We start from the raw sequence: 23,479 nt of genomic DNA on the forward strand, positions 1-23,479 counted from the left end.
TTCCCTTGCGCAGATCTGTACAATCTACAGACTTCAACCCATCATTCTCTATATAAAAACCGCATTTAATCATATCACGTTACTTTTAATAAAATCTATAGATTCTTTTATGAACTGACTTTTACAGCCCTCAACTTTAGTATAATCTATTCTTTGATCCAAATCAGGGAAAATGTCACCCAAAAGTCTGTTTTCAATATTCATGCATTGCAGAATATTCTCAATCCGATTGCTAAATGCCGTTTTTATTGCATAGAACTGTTTTTCCAGTATTAATGAGAAAGCAACAGCATGAAACGATGTTGTTATCACATACTCTGCATTATTAATCAGAGAAAGCAAATCAATAGGACCAAAGTCCTGTATTTCCATCTTTTTTCTTCTCGTTCTAAACTGAGTATGTACATTGATAACTTCAAAACCTGTCTGCTGTGAGATATATCCAGCCAATTTATTTAATTCGTCAGAATATGCCAGGTGATATACCAAAATATATTTTCTGTAAGGTGAATGAGCCTCTGTTTTTATTAACTGCAAATAATCTTTCTTAGTCAACAATAAAGTAGGATCACATGTCATCTTTACTTCCTTAATACCTATAGTTCCCAGTCTGTCAACTATAGCTTTTTCCCGAACAGACACCGCAACGTACGAACCTAAAACTGACTGATAGAACTCTTGATTATCAGAGATATCATCCAATGACCTATATTCCATACTGACAGCATAAGAAATCTTCCTGACGTTTCTAATCGGGATAAAATACATCAAATCATTTCCTGTTAAATATTTGTTCCAGACCTGATCACTTCCTGTGATTATTATTTCATAAGATAGTGCCTCTATTTCATCTGTACTAAAAACGGATGCTGATAATTTCAAATATTGCTTTCTAAAAGCTTCAAACTTCTTGTGCTTGCACTTCACATCTCCGGCAACTAACAAGTCAAAGAGCAATTGACGCAATCCAGTCCACACATTCTTTCTAAGATATCGCTTTAACAAGAAAGGCATATAGACCGATTCTATTGATTTACATCTATAATCTATAATATCAACATCGTGTCCTGACATCATTAAATACTTCTGCAAAGCATAGGTTTGCCATACTGCACCCAAATTATCTGCCCGATGAAAGGTTAATATGCCTATTCTCATTTATATAGCATAGATTTAGTCCATCTTTTAATAACAAGGATATATAAATTAGCCTTATATTTCCAGCCTATATCTCCATATTTTCTCCCGACATACAAAAAGCCATGATTGATATAGTCACGTTCGAAATCATCCCGTCGTGGATGGATAGCAGTAGGAGATTGCAGATTAAGCTGCATGCAATGTTGGGGATCTGTTTCAATATAATCGATCCACTTTTTTGTCTCATCAAAAAACAAACGTCCCTTTTGAGTATTGACCAAAACCAAAGATACTCCCTTATTATCAGCATTAAAGTGAGCATCCACTCTCTCCCAACCCCAAAAATCACCAATAGTAATATCCGAAGGACGTTGCAAATTGGTGAAGTGGCATATTCCACATGAATGCCGGAACATGATAGACTGGCAAAAAATACGAGCATAAGTACTAGCATATACTACCCTTTCCTTAAAAGTGAATGCCTCTTGATGGCTCGCCCATCCCAACTTTGACTTATCTCTAAAGTTTACTGCACTTACTTCCATCTTTTGTTTCTGCTCAACATATGCTAAATAGTCACGCCAGACATTAGGGGCAGGAACTCCGTGACAGATAATATCTACTATACATAATCTTTCCATACTTATTCGAAGCAGTGATAAATAAGAGTATAAACCCGAAGTTTGACAGGGAGTCCCCGAAAACAAAACATGAAGCCCTCGTTTCAGATCATCTTTTACTTGTACAAATATTCCATTCAAATCACTTTGCACATACTTGCTTCCTCTGAATTCATCCCGCTCCTCCTTTGTAGACGCACGTTTATGTGAAACACGAAAATGCCCCATGTATCCTACGCCATAAACCACTCCCCCTTTATCTAACACAGAATCGGAAATTGCGACAAACATAGCTCCGCTACGACTTTCTTCTATTTCTTTCATCTCTTTATGCCGAACAGCATAAACATCCGGTTTCTGCAAATTAAGCTCCTTGAAATAATCCTTATTAAAAGCACATACCTTCTGACATAATCCACATTGTACGCACTTTTCTTTATTGATAACCGGATACCAAAAGCCCAATTGGTCAGGCTGCATTGAAATGGCCGAATGCGAGCAGATGTTTACACAAGCAGTACATCCGCAACAATTTTCTTTATTTCCCAGTTTTATCATTTCCAATGATGCGGTATTTCATAGCCGCAATTTTCTCTTTTATAAACAAACGTTCACGAGAAGTGCATCCAATATAATATACCACAATACCTGTGCTAACCATAGAAGCAAAACACGATAACAAGAAACCTATAAAATCCTTCTTAAGATATCCACTAATAACCAATGGCAAAACCAGTGAAAGCATAGATACAACAAGAACATTCCCTAAAACATGCAATAAATAAGATCTTGCTGATAAATTTATCATTCCGCGTAAAAGTATTAACCGGGCAAACAAACAACACAATGAAATAACAATAGCCACTATCAATACGACTTCCGGAAAGAGTCCCATCCGCAACAGAACATAAGAAATAGGTAAATTCATCATTTGCAACCCGCCAACAATTATTTGATAATTGCGTATATTACCTGTTGCCAGCATCGCTGTGATCAAAGGATTGGATATTGATTCACACATTGCGGAAATGAGAACTAACCGCACAAATGAAACCACATGTTCCGGAACAATATTCAGCCACAGCATCAGCACATAATTAGTATTCAAAATAATTGGTAATGACAAGAATAACAATACATAAAAAGAAAAACGAGCTCCACGATATATTAAAGAAGCCATATTTCCATATTCTCCCACCGCATATAGCTTGGTAATCTGAGGATTCAAAGCTGTCATGAAATTACTCACGAAGCCACTGACAGCAGAGTTCACCTGAGAAGCAATTCCTTTGGCAGCATTCAACGAAGGACCACCAAATATATTCAAGACAATATTCACTCCCTGCTCTTTTAATATGCTCGAAGACGCACCTATAAAATTCCATCCGGCAAATCCAGTCATTTCTTTTAGTAAAGTCCTGTCCATTGTTCTTTGAAAATGGCATTCCTCAAAATGCTTTCTACAATAAATAACATAAACAACCTGCAAAAATAGACCAACACAGACTAGCATCAGCGAATATGTTATCAACTTATCCGAATCATCAAACATATAAGCTAAGGACAGCACCACACACAGTCGTAACAATACATCCATTATCCCAATATACGCAAAGACTTTCATCCTTTCGTGAGCCACAATCAAAGCATTATAAGGTACACTTATCAAATTGAACATAAATGATAATATGGAACATTGTAGTACCCAGTTAGCAGCATATATTCTATCTGTGGGAATATTCATCCGCGTATTCAAAAACCATACCCCTATACTTTCAGCAGTAACTAAAATAATGATCGCCAAAGCAATATGTATAATTAACGATGCTGAAAATATTCTCTGCAACTTATTTCTGTTTCCTGTCCCCAATTCGAAGGTCAGAAATCGGCTCACAGCCACCGACAGAGAATTGGAGATAATTGAAAACATAGCAACAACTCCACCGACAACATTATAAATACCATAATCTTCTACCCCCAATGTATTAAGAATCACCCGTGAGGTATAAAGTGACACTAACATTCCAAATAACATCCGGATATAAAGCAACAACGTGTTTTTAGCTATCCTCTTTATGTTTTCAGATTGTGCAGCGGCCATACTTTTTAAAGTCTAATTATGATACATGTGCATGCATGCAGACACATATGCCACTTATAAAAATTAAACATATATTCATTCTACCGCCTTTCTTTGCTAAAGTTCAGTAGCATCTGTTTTACTAACAGATATATCTCATCATGCTTTATTTTTAATAACAAGATATAAATGGATAAACTCATTGAAGTTCCTAATAACAATTGCAATCCTGCCGACAAAGACGTATAAGTCAGCATATAAGCCGGAATATTGGCAATAAGTGCCATTATGAAATAAGGAAGGAAATCAGCCAACTGTTCCCGATATCCCAAATGAAAAAGTCTTCCTGTATAATACGTATTAATAAAAATAGCAATCTGAGTATATATAACCATCGCCCAACACATCGCCATGATTCCCCACGGAGCACTAAGAAGAATCATAGTAATAGAGATAGTCTTTTTAGCAATCTCTAATCTTAAGAATAAGTCCGATCGTCCTTTAACCTGTAAAAGAGACAAATTTATTGTATTTACAAACGAAAACATAAAAGAAAAACAAAGAAGCATCATAATCGGTACACATGGCAGCCATTTATCTGTCAAAAGAAAGATAACCAAAGGCTTGGACAAAGCAGCCAAAACAGACATCCCACAAAAAATAAAAGCAGCACATATCTTTATATATTTCCGATAAACCACTATTAACTGCCTGTCTTCATCCTGCAACCTCGACAGAACAGGAAAAACCACCTGCTGTAATATCCCCATTATATTACTACTTGGAAAATACGCATAACTTTGCGCACGAGTATAGTAGCCCAAAACTGTCGAAGAATAAAATCGTCCAATAATTAATGGAGATAACTGGACATACAGAGTATTAAGCCAACCGGACAACATCAATTTACTACCATAGCCAAACAGTTCCTTAAAAGAACCGACAGAAAATACCCATAACGGTTTCCAACCAGACACCCTCCACAGATAGCAGCAACTCACCAAAGACGCAATGATTCCCTGACAGACTAATGCCCAGACTCCGTAATCATTATAAGCCAAAAACAAACCGATACATCCTGAGAAAAAAGCTGCTAATATGTTGCCAATCGCAATATCTTTAAATCTCAACCGGCAATACAAGAGATTACTATGTACCGAGCATAAAGCACCTATCGGTAATGTCAGGCAAGCTATTCTCACTACACTTATCATTAATGGCTGATCATAAAAGTGGGCTATAAAAGGAGCAGTACAGTACAAAATAATATATACCAATATACTCGCACCCAGATTATAATAAAAGATAGTTGAACAATCCGCCTCCGAACGATTCAGCTTACGTATCAAAGCAGAACCAAATCCGCAATCTACAAATGATCCTGCAAATGCAGTAAACACTCCGAGCATCCCTATCATCCCATAATCAGAAGGCAAAAGCAAACGAGCCAAAATAAGTCCTAAGACAAAACTTATTCCCTGTGAAGAAAAATGCCCTATGGAGGCCCACTTCACACCAGAAAAGCTCTGTGAACGGATATCATTATCCAATTCTGTTTTTTCTTGCATAATATCCGGTTCCCAAAATAGCTTGAATGATATTCTCAGTTGCCTGCTGATGATTGGGAGGTAATAAATATGATTTAAAAAATAACTTTCGTCTTTCTAGTAAATAATCAGAATTCTCCAATACTACATCTTCTATAAATCTTTGAATATCCCGCATATTCCTGCCTTTATAATGTAAATCATAGGCTTCTTTTGCAAAACGATTCATCATTTTAGTATGTTCTTCCCCTTTGACAAGGTACATTACAGGCTTCAAAGTATAATGATATTCGATAGTAAAAGAGCCACAATCATGAATCATAGCATCCGAGGTCATAAATAAATCCACATATTTACCCGTTTCCAATTGAGCATTCGACAGAGAATCCCATTCTGAATAATATCGGTCTGTTTTTTCCTTCCCCCATGAAGGATAAGTATATAATTCACTCTTTAATAATGGGTGAGGCTTAAAAGCTATCTGAATAGGCAGCTGGGTAGTCTTTACAAACTCCAACATATCTTCTGCAACAGACAAGAAAGTTGAATAATTCAAACAACCGTCATCAGATATGGAGAAATGTGGAGCCCAAATAATCCGTTTACACTTCTCATCTGTCTTTTTCCACCTATTTTCATGCCTTTCGTTCAGAAACATATCTGTTACAGGCAATCCTGTAACTACTACATTCGATGATACTTCTGTAAATCTTTTCTTCAAATCAGTATAAGCAGACTCATTTTCATAATAGTTCTGCCACACTAGTTTAAAAAAGGCATTCTCATTGGCCCATTCTTCCAATAAACTATGAAAAGCATAATTAGTATAACAAAATAAGGCATTCATATTCTTGTAATACAGCAAACTTCGGGGATAAGCTTTATAAGGTTTCTGATAAAAAATTATATCCGGCTTCAGTACTTTCCGAATATTTATCAGTTTTCCATCCTGATAGGGATAACTACACTCATATCCGCTTTTACGAAAGAAGTCAAAACATAAATCAACCTCTTCTTTTGATAAGCTAGGTTCTTTTTGCTCGTCCGGCAGAACAAGAATAAACGGAGTAAATCTGGGATGTTTCAACATTGCTCTATAGAGAGTATCGTTTTTCCAAGTTGCAGTCTCGGCAACAGCAAACAGGACTCTTATATTCTCCTTCTGCCTTACTTTACGAATTCTTATTTTCAAAGTATTCATATAGATAAATCTGGAGCAAGTCCATTTCAATGAGCGTAGTAGTTTATAAATCATTCCCATAAAAAAATATCCAAGCTCTAAAAAACAGTATTAAGTGTATGTGAAATTCCTTCTTCAAGTCGCCATCGGGGAGACCAGCCTATTTCATTTATTTTATCTGTACTGAATATCGCTTGCGATATAACAGAATGATTATCTACAGCACCATCCGGTATCTCAAAAACAACTTTCCGGCCACTATTTAATGCCACCATCTCCGCAAATTCATATATACGGGCATTCGACCGAGTGTCTGCTATATTATAGACATTCTTCGTTTCTCCTTTTAATAAAACATAAAGAAGAGCAAAAACACAATCAACCACATAGCACCAAGAACGTAGCTGTCCCCCCGAACTTTTCAATACTATATCCTCATTGGCCATTGCATTCCGAATCAATTGCGCATAAACACGATCATCCTTAGATGTAAAAAGAGGTCCGTAAATATGACAAGGACGTATTATCAAGGTTTCAATTTGATATTGAGACGCATAAGAAATACACAAAGTTTCAGCTGTGCGTTTTGCTATAGGATAACATGCTCTCAATGAAGTCCAGTTAAGAAAACTGCTATCTTCTTCACAGAAAGGTGTTCCATCACCTTCTCCATATACTTCAGCAGAAGATACGTACAGAAACCTTTTCAAATGATGCTGTATTCCGTATGAAAATAAATTATCAACTCCCCAGATATTTGCTTTCATAACCCCAACCGGATCATTTAGAAAAGCATCCGGACCAGCATAACTCCCAGCATGGATAATATAGTGAAAATCTATATCATATGATATCGGTATGGTTACATCACATTGTATCAAGGTAAGAGAATCAGCATTCTTGTATTTCAAGAAACAACTATGCGCATAAGCCAAATCACGGACTCCTGCATAAAGATGAAACGTCTTATCCGGCAATTGCATCAATGTATCTACCAACGCCCTCCCTATCAGGCCCGAAGCTCCTACAATCAATATATTTGCTTCATTAAGAGTTTCCCATGGCAAATCCAATTCTCTGACTCTCTTTATATCATCGTAATAAGTCATCATTTCAGCCACTCTTTTTTGGAGGTTTGCAACATAACTTTAAAGATTTCCAGATCTTCAGTAGTAGTAATCTTTATATTTCTTCCTTCCCCTGGAACAATATGCATTTCGTATCCTCCCAGCTCCGCCAAAAGAGTACATGAAGACACTGAGTTCACAATTCCTTTTTCCTTTGCCATCTCATGAGCATTTATGATATCTTTCAACCGAAAAGTCTGAGGCGTTTGAGTTCTTATCAATTTATCCCTTGGAATGCTTGTTGTAGAGTAAAAGCCATCCTCACTCTCTAAAATAGCTTCCTGGCAGCGGACTCCCGTAATAGCATAACCATAATGTTGACAAGTAGCAATATTCGAAGATATTATGCTCTGAGACACCAATGGACGGACAGCATCATGTATTAAAACCAGATCATTATTTTTCACATCATTATTTCTTAATCCATATATGCCATTACGAATTGACTCCTGCCCACTCGCACCACCGGGAAATACCCAGCGTAGCTTTGTCACATTATACTGATGCGCATATGAAGCCAAGACTGTTTCCCACCCGCCTAAACAAACAACAGCAATAGCAGATATATCCGGATGCTTTTGAAAAGCTAGCATGGTATATACAATTATCGGACAATTATTCACATGTATAAACTGCTTCGGTATATCCTGCCCCATCCGATTTCCAGATCCGCCCGCTATAATCAATGCTATATTCATTTTTGTGAAAGAAGTTATTTTAATACCTTTATCCTATTACCTGATTTTCTTTCTTCTGCAGAAATCCTCTATCTGATAAAATTCATTCACACACAACTTTTTATTAAAAAGTAGCCTGTCAATCCACATTCTCAATACAAAGCTTGCACCGAAATGAGCTATTAATATCTTTGTGATTCTCACAAACATAGAATATTCTCTAACAACCTGAATCCGCCCCATTGGACGTGAGAACTGTGACAAGATGAATAATGCAGCCTCATCCGTCTTCTCAACATCATAAATAGCTTTCCTTGCTTTTAAAGAAAACATCCGCTGATGATTCAAATTAAGGCTTGACCATACACCCGCATCGTGCACTCTATATACTCCCATTACATCAGGCATACAATATCCTTTTCCTTTTTTCAAAAAAACATAATACAGTACAGCATCTATCTGCATTGTATACTTAAAAAGCTCATTTAAATCTATTACAGTCCTTCTGAATACCACACTTAATGTTTGGAATAACCATCCTCCACGAATTAAGAAAGATAAATCAAACTCTTTTCCATCAGATAAGTTTTCAATGGGTCTGATTTCATCATCTATTCTTCCTTCTTTCTGGAAATATAATCTATAACGATGTGAACACATGACATAGTCTAAATGACTTTCTAAAAAATCCACTTGTTTTTGCAATTTATCAGGGGCAGTCCAATAATCATCGCCCTCACAAAATGCTATATATTTACCTTTAGCCCGAGGAAAGTTATAGGTTAAATTTATTTTTATCCCTTTTGAATATTGATTTTCAGCCTGATATATAGGCTTTATTATATCGGGATACTTTTGCTCGTACTCTCGAATTATTTCTTGAGTTCCATCTGTAGACGCATCATCATGAATCAATATTTCGAATGGAAATTTTGTTTTTTGCATTACAAAGCCATTCAAACATTGACGGACAAATGGTGCGTGATTATATGTTATACAACAAATGCTAACAAGAAACTCCATCAATCAACGCTCCATTTTTTATTTCTTTTGCAGGCGAACCTGCGGATACTGTAAAAGGAGCAACGTCACGAGTCACCAATGAGCCTGCTCCAATATATGCGTGAGTTCCAATCAAGTTTACTTTCCCTGATATACTCAAAGTTCCCTGTCCCATAAAAACAAAATCTTCAACAATAGTATACGCACCAATAGTAACACCGCCTGCTATAAAGCAACTTTTTCCTATCTTATTAGAATGGGAAATATTAACTCCTGATAGAATGACTGTATTTTCATCGATGATCGTATCAGCCTGAATATAAGTAAAAGGACCAATATAGACTCCAATCGACGATATAGATGCAAAACGAGAGACAATAGCCGTTGGATGAACCAAGGTCGGAACATTTCCACCTAATGAACATAGCTTCTTACAAACTTCTGTTCTAATTGTATTATCCCCCATTGTAAGAAGAAAATTCAGTCCTGCCAAATCCTCCTTTTCATATAAATCTTCAAAAGAACCTAAAATATCGAATCCATGATCTTGTTCGCCTATTCTTTCACTATTATAATGGTATAGTCCTATTACCTTATACCCACAAGCTTCTGCCAAATCAATAAAAACAGGAGTATTATGTCCAACTCCCAAAACATAAATTATATTTTTCACATCACTCATAAAACTATTCGCTATATACCAATGTAGAGCTAAATATGCTGATATTCACAAATAACCAATCTCCGTTTCCCCGAACTCGATATTGGAATACCATCCACAAAATCGATTTTAAGTTCAGCATCAAATCCCAATATATTCCTTAATAACGATGCATGATAAGCTTCTTTCTTCTTTAACCTAATGTCCCTTAATAATAGTTTCAAGGTGTAAGATTTAGCTGCATGTTGAATAAACTGCCATTGCATTGCAAAACATCCAGATTATTATTTATCACAAGAGGAATACCATTAGCAAAATCAACAGGCTCACCATTCGTTTTATAAATAAGATCTGTTTTGCGACCGACTAACTGGTCGATGCTATATAGTACATTGTCTCTCATCTCACCGATAGTGGCAATATCACCTGTATCATAACGGATGATACCTTCCACACGAATAAGGGGGCATATTTCAGAATTATATTAATAAAAAGAAATCCTTACTTTATTAAAATATTCAATACCCTATCCAAATCATCTTTATTCAATGCGTGATGCATAGGCAGACAAATGACCATCTCCGCTACTTTATGCGCATTTGGCAGATTCGCAGAGTCAGCACTCTCCAATCCACGATAAGTTGAAAAAGTACTGATAAGCGGATAGAAATAGCGACGTCCCAGTATATTGTGTGCCTTCATCTTAAAATAAAGTTCATCGCGAGTCATCCCATACTTTTCCGCATCTACAAAGATGGGAAAATAGGCATAGTTGTGCTGCACATCAGGCATGTCATCAAAAAACGTAATACCTTCTACATTGCGTAAAGCATCACGATAACAAACAGCTACCTGACGACGAGCCTCAATAGCTGCATCCACTTGTTTCAAATTCAACAGCCCATACACGGACCGGATTTCGTCCATTTTACCGTTAATGCCAGGAGCCACAACTTCCGCCTCTCCGGCAAAACCAAAATCCTTCAGATAATTAATATTTCTTCTAGAGCTTTCATCATGCGTCACTAACGCACCGCCTTCAACTGTATTATAGACTTTAGTTGCATGGAAACTCAATATCGACATATCGCCGGCACGAAGAATACTTTCTCCATCAACTTTTACGCCAAAAGCATGAGCTGCATCATAAATCACTTTTAAATCATACTTATCAGCAATTTCTTGTATACGTGCCATATTACAAGGGTTACCATAAACATGTACCGGCATAATAGCCGTAGTGCGTGACGTGATGGCCGCTTCAATCTTATCCGGATCAAGATTGCACGTATCCGGTTCTATATCAATAAACACTGGAGTAATGCCATTCCACCATAAAGAATGAGTGGTCGCTACAAAGCTATAAGGAGTAGTAATAACCTCTCCCGTAATATGAAGTGCCTGTAAGGCTGTCATTAATGGCAAAGTCCCATTAGTAAACAGGCTGATATAGGATACGTCTAAATAATCACATAAAGCCTTTTCAAGTTCTTTATGATAATATCCATTATTAGTAATCCATTTGCGTTTCCATATATCCTGCAAGTAAACATTTAACTCCTCCAAAGATGGTAATAAAGGGGAAGTTACTGTAATCTGCTGTTCCTTCATGGTTTGTAATCTCAGTTGTTTTTTCTTAGTAGTAATTACATTACAGTATCATATTCTCTCTACAAACCCTACCGGCACTTCTACCATCGCAGCTCCCAGCATATTAATCCTGACGGCTACCTTACTTTTTCCATCCATTGTTATCAGCTCCCCTGTTAATCCTGTCAACGGCCCCTTGATAACTTTTACCTGTTCGCCCGACTGGATACGCTCCGAACACATCTCAACCGCTTCTTCCGAATAATCGAGCATAAAGCGGAAACGTTCCATTTGTGCATCCGGGATGATTGCCGGAGCACTTTCTCCGCGCAATACCATAAAGCGGCTTACAGAGGGAAGACGAAGCACAGAAATACGTTCGGAAGGAGCTATCCGGGCAAAAACAACCATAGGAATCACGACCCGCTGCACTTTCTTGCTTCGGTCACTCCAACGACGTGTTTCTTCCTGTAACGGAAGAAAAGATTCAAATCCCAATGCCGACAGACGTTCGTAGGTTTTCTTCTCCCTGTTACTCTGCACACAAACAACCAACCAACACTTTTTTTCATCCATAATAACTCCTCCAATTCTATCATTTAAAGTCACAATAAGGTACCCTCCAAGCGCGCTCCGCTCCCGCCAGTCACATACATGACGGCTACCTGAAAAATTTTATGTCTTATCTATCTGACTTTTTTCCTTCTTTTCTATCCTGTAAAAAGGAAAAAGCCAAGTTTATCAATTAATAGCTTCTTCAGCTCCTGAACCAAACTCGTATTGCAACGTCCGTCTCAACCCTTCTTCCATTGAGAAAGCCGGCTTAAAACCCGATGACTGTACTTTAACAGAATCAAACTGAGTCACCGCACAGAACTTCTTCACACGAACAGAACTCACCGACAATTTTCTTCCCGTTATCTTAGCCAAAGCATCAAAGCAATATCCACCCAACATTCCCAACCAATAGGGGTAATGTGTAGTAGGAATATGTTTACTCAACACCTCCCCGACATGATACACCAAATCATTCATTGTGAAATCCGGCTTATCGATATAATTGAATACATGATATCCCTCCATATTATTCTCAATCAGAAAAGCGATAAAAGCAACTACGTTACCAACATAGGCCATCGACTTCCGGTTTTCACCGTCTCCTACCATCAGAAATCGCCCGGAAGTAATCTGCCGCAACAAATTATATACATTCCCCCTGTTACCCTCTCCAAAGATAACTGTGGGACGAAGAATATGAATGTTCCACTCCCGATGCGTGTCATACCACTCCTGCAGCATACATTCAGCCTGCCACTTACTACGACCGTAATCATTAAACGGATCGGCCGGATGCAATTCTGATGGATTATCTTTGTTCAATCCATAGACAGCAACAGAACTGGTGAATACCAAACGGGCAACTCCATTACTTTCCATAGCCTGCAGCGTATTACGTGTCCCTTCCACATTCACCGTATAGTAAAGCGATGCAGGAGTTACGTTGTCTTTATGTTCGGCAGCCAATAAAACCACAAGATCAGTTCCTGCCAGCAACTCCGTCAGCTTCTGTACATCCTGCACATCGGCTATTTGTGTCAGATGAGGATAAAGTTCACTCTGCTGCTTGTCAATATTGAGCAGTTCAATGTTCGGAACAGTCTGTAACAGCCCGATCAAACGACTTCCCACGAATCCGGAACCACCGATAATAGCTATTTTCATATCATTAAATTTAATTATTTGCCACCCCATGTTTTGCCCGGATTAGCTCCCGCCTGTCCAACCATAAATGGAAAGCAATCCACAGTACGATATCTATAAAAATCACGATGTTGTTGCTGATATATTCTACCGCAACAATATTGAAGAAGCTAAAGAACAATGCCAAAGCCAGAATAAGAATCATTGCGACATAATGAGACATCCCTACTCTCAGAAACTTATGATGTATATGATTCTGGTCGGGCATAAAAAGGGGTTTATGTTGAAAATAACGTATCCGTACCACACGGACTACATCAAAAAGAGGGACAATCAATGTAGCGAAAGAAACTACTATCGCTCCTTCGGAGAAAGGTTTTATCAACGGATTATTCATCGCATAGCTGATTGCCAGAAAAGCCATCGAGAGCCCCAGCGTCAGACTGCCAGTATCCCCCATAAAAATTCGTTGTCTTCCTTTCGATTTGCCGAACACATTGTAATAGAAAAAAGGACATAGCACCCCTGCGGTGATAAAGGCAAAAACAGCATGTAACCATGCTGCATTATAAATAAACAAGAAACCAAAAACCAAAGCCCCCATACCGACCAGACCGGAACAGAGCCCGTCGATTCCATCAATCAGGTTAACGGCATTAATAATAAAGACGGCCACAAACACCGTCAGAGGCATCCCAATCCAAGGAGATAAAGTAGTTATTCCGAGTAGTCCATACAAATCATTAATCCAGAGTCCGGATAACGGAAGAAATGAAGAAGCAACAATTTGAGCTACGAATTTTCTACGATAGTTAATCCTAATCAAATCATCTATCACTCCGACCATATTCAAAATGAGCAAACCTATCATCAACAATAAAAATTGGAAAGGTATAAATGGGTCTTGAAGATAGGACGTTATTTCTAGTTTATACATAAAAAACATAGATAGCACTAATAGAAAGCACTGCACCGGGACGAACACAACTCCTCCCAAACGTGGTACTATACCGCTATGGGTCTTGCGACCACCTACAGAATCAAACAGTCGTTTTCTAAAAGCTACGAGCAAAATCTGAGGAGTGATAATCCACCCCATAAATACCGCAACTAAAAATGCTATTGCTATAAAAAAATAATTCATCCCATAATTCTCTTTTTCCAACAAACGAGTGCTGTCGTTTTCTACTTTTCATTAAACAAGAATCATCCGGCCTGATTTTACAGCCATACTATTCTATGCGCAAACTAGTCGCATAATCATCTAACATACAACACATTAACTATACGTAATTCCCCTATACTCTTTACTCTCTATTTTGTAATAGAGAGTAATAATGTCTATTTTGTATATATACAATTGATTGATAGAGGGTTATGTACAACCATATACTATATATTATGTTTCATACCCTGCATATACATAACAGGCTTTAATTTTATTCATTATAATACATTGGTAATAAAGTGATTATATTAGACCATACTGAATCAATTATGAAGCATAATGGAGTATAATCGCTTTGTTGCCATTAAAAAGGGAAAAATATGAGAGGGGAACAATCACCGAACGGATTACATTACGCTAGGGAACATTTGTCATGCAAAAATTACATGACAGATATTGATACAGGATTCAAATATATTAAATTCGACACAGAGAAATGCATAGAGGAAGAGTATACCCACAAAAATTATCTTTTATTTTTTTTAGAAGGAGATTTTTCAGTATACTGTAACCAATTTTGTAACCGCACATTTCATAGCAATGAAATGGTAGTGTTACCTAAATCTTCAATGATAAAGATTTCCGCAACAGACAAATCCCAAATGCTGGCTATGGCATTTGATATACCTCAAAGCAACTGTGACAAACTTTTATTTCAAGGTTTGAGCTCCATTTGTGAAAATATTGACTATGATTTCAGCCCTATCCCCATGCGTTATCCACTAATGCCATTCCTTGAAACTGTAGTCCACTGTTTGCGGAATGAAATGAACTGTACATACCTACATAATGTAATAGAACGTGAATTTTTCTTCCTACTCAGGGGATTCTATAATAAAAAAGAAATTGCTACACTTTTCCACCCTATCATTGGCAGGCAATTAGAGTTTAGAGATTTTGTCATGCAGAACTATTCAAAAGTAAATAATCTTGATGAGCTAATAACACTGTCAAATATAGGAAGAACCAGCTTCTTTATTAAATTCAAAGAAGAATTCGGAATTACCGCGAAACAATGGATGATGAAACAATTAAAGAAACGTATTTTGGGAAAAGTTATAGAACCGGGTATATGTGTCAAGCAACTAATGGAGGTATGCAACTTTGAGTCGCAAGCTCAGTTATACCGCTACTTCAAACAGCATTTTCGCTGTACTCCAAAGCAATTAATAGACCGTTATCAGGCGAAAACCGATAATCTTTAAGGAGAACTGCGGGATTGTACAAAAGGAGAGTATTAATGTACTTTTTGATAATGGCTATTCGCAAAAAATAGTCTTATTTTGCAACATCGCTATTATTAAGCGATTGATATACTCTCTATTACAAAATAGATACCGTTTACAAATATAAGTTATAAATATGAGTTTTACAAAATTTGAAGAACAAATTCATGTTTCATATTATAACAGATTGGTCACAATACGATTCACCCGCGCCAGCGTCTCCTGATCGAATTCTTTAAGATATACTCTCGTCATTTCTTCTGAAGTATGTCCTAATCCCGCACTGATGATAGAAATAGGAGCCCCGCTTTCTCTTGCCAGTGTAGCCCAGGTATGGCGCGCAGTATAGGTAGTCAGCCGGACATTTATATTTAACCGAAAAGTGATCTTTTTTAAATACCGGTTCACCCTGCCTAAAGCCAGGCGATACTGATCGTAGATAGATGTCGACAAAGATGTATCAATAATTGGAAACACATATTCACTGTCATTCGCGTATTTATCAATCAATCCCTGCATCTGAGGAGTGACAACTATATGAATCAGCTGTTGTGACTTATGACGTCGATAGCTCAATATTCCATCACGAATATTCTTCTTTTTTAGAAATACAATATCAACGAAAGCCATTCCCTGGGCATAGAAGCTAAACAAATACATATCCCGTGCAATGTCCATCCCAGAATGAACAGGTAAAATAAGCGAAGAAAGTTTCTTCATATCATCTTTATTGATTGCACGTTTTATAGTCTTGCAGGGTTTTGTCTGAATATAAGTAAAAGGATTCTCGCTTTTAGGCTTAAATCCATCCCGGATAGAGGAATTATAAATCGTCCGAAAATTACGCAGATAATAATTAATCGTATTCCTCGCCAGTCCTTGTGCATTCAAATAGTCCTCATACCCTACCACAAAGCTGAAGTTTATTTCCTCCATCCTGATATCCGACTTACGCGCAGATTTCATACCTATATATTTTTTCAGAGAAATATAGGTGCTATGATAGGCGGCTGCAATACCGTCTTTCCCCATCTTTTTTTTATAAGAAATCTGTGTTTCTATATACTGCATAAGTAGATACGAACGATGACTCTTCTTCTTTTTAAACTCTACGATATCATCTACTAAATACTCTTCATTGTTCCTTTCCAACTCCAATATACGATTCTGGAACCGCTTATAGTCCCGTTTCAACTCACGATTTATCTCCTTTATTTCTTTCATGGAATAAAGCGATGCTTCACAATACTCAACCTCCAAAGCTCCATCAGCCAGTTGTTGCTGAAAGATATGATACTTGGTATAATAAAGCAACTTTCGCCTCCGGTGGATAAACTGAAAAACCAATGGAAATGTACCATTATTAAGCATTCGCTGTTTATTGAGCAATAACTTTATAGATGCCATAATTCTACTTTAAACCTGTTAATTTTTTATTCAAAACAGTGCAAAAGTATAAAATGTTCTTTACTTATAGAATTCTTTAAAATTTAAAATGATTCTTTAGTTGCCCTTATATAAATAATTAAAGAATTCCAACAATAAATTGTTTGTTTTATCCTAAATCAAGCATTAATTCGTCAATATAATAAAAATAACTATTTGTGCTTAAACTCGCAAACAAGTCAATTCTGCATTAAAATGAGTAAAGCTTCTTATACTGTTTTGAAAGTTATAACACAAAAATACATAGTTTTTCTAAATCGTTTGCATGTTTCCTACCTTCTTAATGTTCTATTTTTCGAACTACATTTAACATGTATTTCTCTAAAACCAATAGATCGGAAAACTAAAATACGAATATCAAAACTGCCACAATATATGTATCCAAAATCAAAACTGCTCAGATTTAATTCCTCTTTTTTCGAAAAAAGAGAGACTTGAGTGAATTAAACAGGCACCCGGTTTATATACCCTATAGCAGTTCCAATATTTTGTTTACTTAGATTACCGCGCAGTATGTCTGCGATAATTACCAACAACAATCATTATCAAAGAAAGACAATTGTAGTTATACAAAAAATAGCAACAAGTTTATATAAACCAGCCTATACGTTTATTATAAATTCCATGATCGTTTATAATAAACGTCCCCACCGTTTATTATAAACTCCCCAAATGAAATTCGCAATAAAATCATCAAGTTTTTAAGACAAAAAAGGCTGCAAACTTCATAAAGTCTGCAGCCTTTAGCCTATATCTGGTACTCTATCACCTAAGGTTTCTCAGGAAGATAGTCCATACTTGTTGCTATATTATACCATTTAGGAATATGATTTTACTTTTTTCTTTCATCTGTTTTTTATAGGTTTATGCTATTGATCTACAAATATACAACATTTAAAAGCGTTTGTCAAGTACCTGCTGCGTTTTCAAGTATTCAAGCGATTATTTCACGACTCTCGGTTCAATGACCTTTCCGCTAATAGAAACCACTCCCTGATCTGAGATAGCGAAATCCTTGAAATAGGAAGTACGCGGATGTATTTTCTCTTTGCTCCAGTGAGCATGGAAAATGTATTTCCAGCTACCATCTTTGCATTGGAAAGGCGCACCATGTCCCGTACCTACCAATCCCATAGCCTCAACACCTTGCAGAAGCGGATTCTTGCTATACTTAACCCACGGTCCCATTGGCGACTTGGAGGTGGCATAGCCTACTCCATAGCCCTTATTCTGATAATGGTTGGCAGAATAAATCAGATAATATGTTCCATTCTTCTTCAGTACAGAAGGCCCTTCTGCTACTTTAGCTTGCAAAAGTTCCCACGGTGCTTCCGCTTTCACACATTGAGATAATGTCTCCGTTTTAATCTTCATCAAATCATCGGTCATCCGAGCTACCCAAATAACATTTCCATCGGTAAAACGCACAAAATAAAGATAGGGAGTACCATCGTCATCTATAAAGAGGGAAGTATCAATGCTTTTCTCCTCCCAAACAGGTTGTTTCACTTCCTGCCGGAACGGGCCTACAGGGGAGTCGGAAGTAGCCACACAGATATGCTCTTCTACCGAATAGAACATATAAAATTTTTTCTTCGATTCGATATAGTAAACCTCCGGTGCCCAAAAGCCCCACTTCCCGTATGAATCGGCTGCCGACAACGCTTGTCCCTCCCGTTTCCAGTTCTTCAAATCGTCGGAAGAAAAACAGGCGAAACCTTCACCTTTCGTTGTGCCGCCGGTACCATAAGCATAATACTTGTTATTATAAAGCATCACATACGGATCGGCTATGGGCAGACGATCTGACTCAACACTCACTTCTTTCTCCGGAGCCTTATTTCCTTCTTTCTCCATTGCACTACTTTTTCCGTTGCAAACCAACAGGATGCAAAGAAGCAAAAGAGCGTTCATCCCTTTCTTTATCATAGACAGACTTTTTAAATTTATAATTGCAGACAAAGTTACTTATTTTTTCGGGCAAAACAGTTATGCTCTGCACCTTAACCATCAATAATGACACAGGGCGGGCTAAAAAGTTTTTTTAGTCCACCCCATACCAACAATCAGATAAATATCATGAGTAAATTGAGTCGGTTATTTCAGAGCATCACAGATCTCCTTATTCATCTTCCTCAATGTTTTCTCATCCAGTTTGATAACCTTACGGTCATAAGTCAATAATCCGTTTACTTCTACTTCCACATCCGTAGTCTGCGTATAGACAGCAGCCGAGAATCCACGGGGAATCAGTTCTTTCAATACATTGGCATATTCCATATATTTATCGGTTGCCTCCTTAGAAGTATTAAACTGAACATATCCCCAGTTACGATCCGGTTCCCAAAGATGCTCTTTCAACACCAGGCCGATACCACCATATTCTCCGAGTACTGTAGCACGCTGGGCGTCATACAGAAACATTTCCGGCCCCGGATAATGGTGCAAGTCAAGCATATCACCACAAGTATAATGATTACCACCACTGGCAGGATTCACCAAGCGTGAAGGGTCATATTGTTTGGTCCATTCTGCAATTTCAGGAGTCTTGAACTGTCCCCAGGCTTCATTAAACGGTACCCATGTACCAATGCAAGGATAAGAATAAAGACAATCGATGATTTCTTTCCATTCTTTTCGATAGGTTGCTTCTGATTCTGTGGAACGTTTCTTCTCCGTTCCTGTAAAATACTCGCGCATCTGCCATTCCGGATTCTTATCTCCGCTCGGCATATCTTGCCATACAATAATTCCCAAACGGTCGCAATGCGTATACCAACGAGCCGATTCCACCTTGATATGTTTACGGATCATGTTATAACCAAAGTCTTTTGTCTTTTGAATATCATATACCAATGCCTCATCACAAGGAGCCGTATACAGCCCATCGGGCCACCAGCCCTGATCCAAAGGACCGAACTGGAACTGATCCTTATTATTCAACTGCAAGCGCACAATGCCGTTCTTGTCTCTCTTGGTAGAGAATTTACGCATGGCAGCATAACTCTTGACCTTATCCACCAGCTTATTACCTTCGAACAGGCTGATCTCCAAATCATACAAAGAAGGGGACTCCGGTGACCATAACTTCACATCAGCCGGCATGGCTATTTCAACAGGAATACCATTAATGGAAACTCCTTTAGCCACCAGTTCCTTTCCATCGAACACCTTCACTTCTATTTTGTCCGATAGCTTCTTCTCATCAGTAGCAACTTCTACTGTCAGTTTATTCAGATCGATATCAGGAGTTGTTTTGATGTTCGTGATAGACTGTGCAGGCACAGGTTCCAGCCATACTGTCTGCCATATTCCACTAACCGGCGTATACCAGATACCGGAGGGCTTATTCACTTGTTTTCCTCTGGGCTGAGTACCACTATCCGTCGGGTCCCAAACCTTTACTACCAGTTCATTCTCTCCATTCTTCAAGGCAGGAGTGATATCGAATGAGAAAGGAGTAAAGCCACCAGTATGCTGTCCTATTTTAATTTGATTTACCCAAATATCTGTTTTCCAGTCAACAGCTCCAAAATGCAGCAATACACGTTCGCCTTTCCATTTTGACGGCACAGAGAATTTGCGTTGGTACCACAAATCATTTTCCTTTCCAAGTCTTTTTCCTACACCGGACAAGCTGGATTCTATCGCAAAAGGAACCAGGATCTGTCCCTCATATTTTTGAGGAGCCGCCTGCCCTACCGGAGTTATGGCGTAATTCCACAACCCGTTCAGGTTCACCCAGTCCGGACGTTCCATAATGGGGCGGGGATACTCGGGCAACACATTCTCAACGTCTATTTTGGTAGCCCATTCTGTTTTAATCCGTTCTCCTGCCGGTTTCCACTGAGCAGACAGATACGAACAATTTAAAAATACGACTAATAAGATAATCAATTGTTTCATCATGATATAATTTAAAAGGTTTCTGCAGGACACAACCTGTACTGTTTTATTTCTTCAGGAAAGTCTCCGCACGTCCGGGAGTATAAAGTTCCCATAAGGAAGCAACCGTCCAGCCGGGAGCAAAAATATCGTTGTAATATCCTTTTCCATTCTTTCCATAATCCCAGTTGGTGTGCTGAACCACTTCCGGATAATAGCCGACCTTGGCAATGCCGCACATATGGCCTTCATGAGGCAGCAACTGACGCATGGAGGTCGAGATCACCTCTGCAAAATCAGACAAGCGGTTCTCTTTATATTCTTTGGATAACCAACGAAGCACGTCAGCAAATTCAAAAACAAATACATCGATATGATTATTTTCCACCGACACATTTCCCCAACCGCGGGTTTTCATGCCAATGTCTCCCAACATCTGTCCCGGAGCAAACGGAACGTCCCACAGATAATACCATGACAGGGCAAAATAGGCGGCCTTCTTTGTCAGGTCAGCATAATGCTTATGTTCTTCGCCTTTCGTAATCAGTGAAAGATAATATGTAGCAGTGGCTGCATACAGTGATGCTTCTTTGTCCTCGCAGTTCGCATCAAGTGTGGAAGAGAAATAGTCTGCTTTGGAGATCAGTTCTTTCTCAAGATATTCAGCTGTCTTTCTGGCGCTGGCAAGATATCGTTTGTCCTTGAAATATTTATATCCCAGCACTAATGGCAATGTTGCTGAAGGAGTACTACCTCCGCTCTTATCCACAATCGTAAAGTCATCACGGAATTTTCTGGGGAAGCTGCCGTCAGCGTTCTGAAGTTTCAGGAACATTTCAAACATCTGTTTGACACGCTGTTCCCATTCCGGGTGCTTGCGTCCCTGTTTCTTTTCGTATGCCAGAAAATGAAGTATCGCATAAATTCCTTCAGATTGACGTCGAATGCTATGTACCGGTTCTTCAAACCCACGATTTAAATTGACAAATTCCTTAAAGAAACCCGCCGGTGTAAATCCATTCTTCAGATAACTGTCAAAGATCTTAAGACTATTTTCCTTCAGTTCTTCACGATTGATTTCCCAGCCATATTCCCAAGCATTGAACGAGTTCAAGAGCACACGTCCCACGAAACCGATTTCCGCTTCACCGTTACTCTTACAATCATCTGTTCGCAGACCGACGCCCGAATTATAGGTCAACTCCGGCTTGCTTACCAAGCTATTCACAAAGTAATTGCTGAGCGTCTGCTTCATATCAGAAATGGAGTAAGGAGTGTCAACCGGTTTCGGAGCGTAAGTATCATAAGAATATTCCCAGGCATGACGTACAAAATCGGAGAAGTCATCCGCACTGTTTTCCGAGATTTCCCAAGTTAACATGATGTTTTCCCCTTTCTTCAGCAGTTGGAAAGCTTTTACTTTAGGAGCCAATGTCAGTTTACGGATATAGCTTCTGGGAGCTTCCTCATAGGGGAAACCGAAAGAAAGCGCAGCCACTCCATTTTGATTTTCAAAACCTGTAAAACCCAAGGATGTTTTTCCGGAAAGAATCACTTCACCTTCCTTATGTGTAGTCAAAGCGTCGGTCGTAAACTTATCCAGTCGGTTTATCGTCATATATCGCTTGTCCTTCTCATTATAGATGCCCGTCAATGGAGCACTCAATCTATCCTCACGGACTACCCAACTATCAGATGTATGGAATGAAGGAGCTTCTTTGGGCGAGCGCAGATTACGGCGATACCAAAATCCGGGCATATAAAACAAGCAATCGTCGTGACGGAAACCGGTAGACACATTCTGTCCATAGTTAAAGTACACATCCTCCAGAGCTGTAATGCACATGTCAATATGTAGACGCCCATTAGCTTCCTTGACCTTTTGAGAAATCGTCAGCGGAATATTTTCAGAGGCTACTAACTGATAGGCAGAATTATCATTCTGCGTTCTCTTTAAAATTAAAGGGTACTGCTTAGCCTTATTTCCGGGCACTTTCAAAGAAATATGTGCATTGACCTGTTCCGGTGTATAATTAACGGCCCAGACAGACCCGGTCAATAGCCCGATAGCTATTCCACAAAGCAAGAATTTTAAGTTCATACAGCTCATCATAATTATATGAATCAGCACTAATCCTGATTCTGTTAATACTTTATTTAGATATATTTCCCAAGCCATTACCGGCTCTTATCAACGAGGACAAAATTAGCGAAGATCACCTTATCTCAGTAAAACAAATTGAGCAATTAGTAAAAGAATTCGTTCTAAATGGATGCAGAATGAGTAAAATAGTACCAAAACAGAACATATTATGTCCTTTTTGCCTGTTCATCGAGTGCCGATATTTGAAGATCCAGTCTCACGCAGC

Annotated in this window: 20 protein-coding genes; 1 reads left to right on the forward strand and 19 read right to left on the reverse strand. The window is 38.3% G+C overall.

Features of this window, described 5'->3' with window-relative positions; genetic code table 11:
• Positions 1-69 precede the first annotated feature (69 nt).
• The 15 genes from ACHLI0_RS12035 to ACHLI0_RS12105 form a co-directional block, all read right to left on the reverse strand.
• On the reverse strand, positions 70-1,158 hold the full coding sequence (locus tag ACHLI0_RS12035; protein ID WP_234120271.1) for a polysaccharide pyruvyl transferase family protein: 1,089 nt from the start codon (positions 1,156-1,158) through the stop codon (positions 70-72).
• Complete coding sequence (locus tag ACHLI0_RS12040) at positions 1,155-2,318, reverse strand: Coenzyme F420 hydrogenase/dehydrogenase, beta subunit C-terminal domain (RefSeq protein WP_055218732.1); 1,164 nt, start codon at positions 2,316-2,318, stop codon at positions 1,155-1,157. The genes ACHLI0_RS12035 and ACHLI0_RS12040 overlap by 4 nt, the downstream gene beginning before the upstream one ends.
• Positions 2,299-3,861: a lipopolysaccharide biosynthesis protein gene (locus tag ACHLI0_RS12045; protein ID WP_055218734.1), complete on the reverse strand. Its 1,563-nt coding sequence runs from the start codon at positions 3,859-3,861 to the stop codon at positions 2,299-2,301. Before ACHLI0_RS12045 ends, ACHLI0_RS12040 begins: the two co-directional genes overlap by 20 nt.
• 80 nt (positions 3,862-3,941) lie before the next feature.
• Entirely contained in the window at positions 3,942-5,408 is a 1,467-nt protein-coding gene (locus tag ACHLI0_RS12050) for a lipopolysaccharide biosynthesis protein (RefSeq protein WP_490749240.1), read from the reverse strand.
• Positions 5,383-6,234, reverse strand: coding sequence for a CDP-glycerol glycerophosphotransferase family protein (locus ACHLI0_RS12055; RefSeq protein WP_490749241.1), 852 nt, complete (start codon positions 6,232-6,234; stop codon positions 5,383-5,385). Before ACHLI0_RS12055 ends, ACHLI0_RS12050 begins: the two co-directional genes overlap by 26 nt.
• Before the next feature lie 431 nt (positions 6,235-6,665).
• Positions 6,666-7,679 (reverse strand): NAD-dependent epimerase/dehydratase family protein, encoded by a 1,014-nt coding sequence (locus tag ACHLI0_RS12060; protein ID WP_490749242.1) that lies wholly within the window; start codon positions 7,677-7,679, stop codon positions 6,666-6,668.
• Complete coding sequence (locus tag ACHLI0_RS12065; protein ID WP_258970426.1) at positions 7,676-8,392, reverse strand: IspD/TarI family cytidylyltransferase; 717 nt, start codon at positions 8,390-8,392, stop codon at positions 7,676-7,678. The genes ACHLI0_RS12060 and ACHLI0_RS12065 overlap by 4 nt, the downstream gene beginning before the upstream one ends.
• A gap of 36 nt (positions 8,393-8,428) precedes the next feature.
• Entirely contained in the window at positions 8,429-9,394 is a 966-nt protein-coding gene (locus ACHLI0_RS12070; RefSeq protein WP_490749575.1) for a glycosyltransferase family 2 protein, read from the reverse strand.
• The gene (locus ACHLI0_RS12075) at positions 9,378-10,055 is read right to left on the reverse strand and encodes a PglD-related sugar-binding protein (protein WP_055218744.1); all 678 of its coding nucleotides are present in this window, start codon (positions 10,053-10,055) and stop codon (positions 9,378-9,380) included. Before ACHLI0_RS12075 ends, ACHLI0_RS12070 begins: the two co-directional genes overlap by 17 nt.
• A 29-nt stretch (positions 10,056-10,084) precedes the next feature.
• Positions 10,085-10,300 carry a hypothetical protein gene (locus ACHLI0_RS12080; protein ID WP_490749243.1) on the reverse strand — a complete coding sequence of 72 codons (216 nt, stop codon included), beginning with the start codon at positions 10,298-10,300 and terminating at the stop codon, positions 10,085-10,087.
• Entirely contained in the window at positions 10,255-10,488 is a 234-nt protein-coding gene (locus tag ACHLI0_RS12085) for a hypothetical protein (RefSeq protein ID WP_490749598.1), read from the reverse strand. The genes ACHLI0_RS12080 and ACHLI0_RS12085 overlap by 46 nt, the downstream gene beginning before the upstream one ends.
• Positions 10,489-10,535: 47 nt before the next feature.
• Positions 10,536-11,645, reverse strand: coding sequence for a DegT/DnrJ/EryC1/StrS family aminotransferase (locus ACHLI0_RS12090; protein WP_490749244.1), 1,110 nt, complete (start codon positions 11,643-11,645; stop codon positions 10,536-10,538).
• Between the two features lie 48 nt (positions 11,646-11,693).
• On the reverse strand, positions 11,694-12,200 hold the full coding sequence (locus tag ACHLI0_RS12095; RefSeq protein WP_490749245.1) for a UpxY family transcription antiterminator: 507 nt from the start codon (positions 12,198-12,200) through the stop codon (positions 11,694-11,696).
• Positions 12,201-12,365: 165 nt separating this feature from the next.
• Positions 12,366-13,346, reverse strand: a complete 981-nt coding sequence (locus tag ACHLI0_RS12100; RefSeq protein ID WP_490749246.1) for an SDR family oxidoreductase — start codon at positions 13,344-13,346, stop codon at positions 12,366-12,368.
• A gap of 10 nt (positions 13,347-13,356) precedes the next feature.
• Entirely contained in the window at positions 13,357-14,469 is a 1,113-nt protein-coding gene (locus ACHLI0_RS12105) for an MraY family glycosyltransferase (protein WP_008765255.1), read from the reverse strand.
• A gap of 404 nt (positions 14,470-14,873) precedes the next feature.
• Here ACHLI0_RS12105 and ACHLI0_RS12110 point away from each other — a divergent pair, with 404 nt between their 5' ends.
• Positions 14,874-15,758 (forward strand): helix-turn-helix domain-containing protein, encoded by an 885-nt coding sequence (locus tag ACHLI0_RS12110; protein WP_008765254.1) that lies wholly within the window; start codon positions 14,874-14,876, stop codon positions 15,756-15,758.
• Between the two features lie 198 nt (positions 15,759-15,956).
• Here the strand turns inward: ACHLI0_RS12110 and ACHLI0_RS12115 are convergent, their stop codons facing one another.
• From ACHLI0_RS12115 to ACHLI0_RS12130, 4 genes are all read right to left on the reverse strand, one after another.
• Complete coding sequence (locus ACHLI0_RS12115; RefSeq protein ID WP_258970439.1) at positions 15,957-17,186, reverse strand: tyrosine-type recombinase/integrase; 1,230 nt, start codon at positions 17,184-17,186, stop codon at positions 15,957-15,959.
• A 981-nt stretch (positions 17,187-18,167) separates the two neighbouring features.
• Positions 18,168-19,154, reverse strand: coding sequence for a glycoside hydrolase family 43 protein (locus ACHLI0_RS12120; protein WP_490749247.1), 987 nt, complete (start codon positions 19,152-19,154; stop codon positions 18,168-18,170).
• Positions 19,155-19,322: 168 nt separating this feature from the next.
• Positions 19,323-21,134 carry a glycoside hydrolase family 2 protein gene (locus ACHLI0_RS12125; RefSeq protein WP_490749248.1) on the reverse strand — a complete coding sequence of 604 codons (1,812 nt, stop codon included), beginning with the start codon at positions 21,132-21,134 and terminating at the stop codon, positions 19,323-19,325.
• A 43-nt stretch (positions 21,135-21,177) separates the two neighbouring features.
• Positions 21,178-23,211 carry a hypothetical protein gene (locus ACHLI0_RS12130; RefSeq protein WP_490749249.1) on the reverse strand — a complete coding sequence of 678 codons (2,034 nt, stop codon included), beginning with the start codon at positions 23,209-23,211 and terminating at the stop codon, positions 21,178-21,180.
• Positions 23,212-23,479 lie beyond the last annotated feature (268 nt).

This window comes from Bacteroides sp. RCH18 (genome assembly GCF_058231005.1).

What these genes read in the sequence shown, in the direction of transcription:
- ACHLI0_RS12060 (WP_490749242.1), bottom strand. Translation starts at nt 7,679, where the DNA reads ATGATGACTTATTACGATGATATAAAGAGAGTCAGAGAATTGGATTTG.
- ACHLI0_RS12075 (WP_055218744.1), bottom strand. Translation starts at nt 10,055, where the DNA reads ATGAGTGATGTGAAAAATATAATTTATGTTTTGGGAGTTGGACATAAT.
- ACHLI0_RS12100 (WP_490749246.1), bottom strand. Translation starts at nt 13,346, where the DNA reads ATGAAAATAGCTATTATCGGTGGTTCCGGATTCGTGGGAAGTCGTTTG.
- ACHLI0_RS12120 (WP_490749247.1), bottom strand. Translation starts at nt 19,154, where the DNA reads ATGATAAAGAAAGGGATGAACGCTCTTTTGCTTCTTTGCATCCTGTTG.
- ACHLI0_RS12095 (WP_490749245.1), bottom strand. Translation starts at nt 12,200, where the DNA reads ATGGATGAAAAAAAGTGTTGGTTGGTTGTTTGTGTGCAGAGTAACAGG.
- ACHLI0_RS12105 (WP_008765255.1), bottom strand. Translation starts at nt 14,469, where the DNA reads ATGAATTATTTTTTTATAGCAATAGCATTTTTAGTTGCGGTATTTATG.
- ACHLI0_RS12130 (WP_490749249.1), bottom strand. Translation starts at nt 23,211, where the DNA reads ATGAACTTAAAATTCTTGCTTTGTGGAATAGCTATCGGGCTATTGACC.
- ACHLI0_RS12055 (WP_490749241.1), bottom strand. Translation starts at nt 6,234, where the DNA reads ATGAATGCCTTATTTTGTTATACTAATTATGCTTTTCATAGTTTATTG.
- ACHLI0_RS12110 (WP_008765254.1), top strand. Translation starts at nt 14,874, where the DNA reads ATGAGAGGGGAACAATCACCGAACGGATTACATTACGCTAGGGAACAT.
- ACHLI0_RS12070 (WP_490749575.1), bottom strand. Translation starts at nt 9,394, where the DNA reads ATGGAGTTTCTTGTTAGCATTTGTTGTATAACATATAATCACGCACCA.
- ACHLI0_RS12040 (WP_055218732.1), bottom strand. Translation starts at nt 2,318, where the DNA reads ATGATAAAACTGGGAAATAAAGAAAATTGTTGCGGATGTACTGCTTGT.
- ACHLI0_RS12065 (WP_258970426.1), bottom strand. Translation starts at nt 8,392, where the DNA reads ATGAATATAGCATTGATTATAGCGGGCGGATCTGGAAATCGGATGGGG.
- ACHLI0_RS12035 (WP_234120271.1), bottom strand. Translation starts at nt 1,158, where the DNA reads ATGAGAATAGGCATATTAACCTTTCATCGGGCAGATAATTTGGGTGCA.
- ACHLI0_RS12080 (WP_490749243.1), bottom strand. Translation starts at nt 10,300, where the DNA reads ATGCAATGGCAGTTTATTCAACATGCAGCTAAATCTTACACCTTGAAA.
- ACHLI0_RS12125 (WP_490749248.1), bottom strand. Translation starts at nt 21,134, where the DNA reads ATGATGAAACAATTGATTATCTTATTAGTCGTATTTTTAAATTGTTCG.
- ACHLI0_RS12045 (WP_055218734.1), bottom strand. Translation starts at nt 3,861, where the DNA reads ATGGCCGCTGCACAATCTGAAAACATAAAGAGGATAGCTAAAAACACG.
- ACHLI0_RS12115 (WP_258970439.1), bottom strand. Translation starts at nt 17,186, where the DNA reads ATGGCATCTATAAAGTTATTGCTCAATAAACAGCGAATGCTTAATAAT.
- ACHLI0_RS12050 (WP_490749240.1), bottom strand. Translation starts at nt 5,408, where the DNA reads ATGCAAGAAAAAACAGAATTGGATAATGATATCCGTTCACAGAGCTTT.
- ACHLI0_RS12090 (WP_490749244.1), bottom strand. Translation starts at nt 11,645, where the DNA reads ATGAAGGAACAGCAGATTACAGTAACTTCCCCTTTATTACCATCTTTG.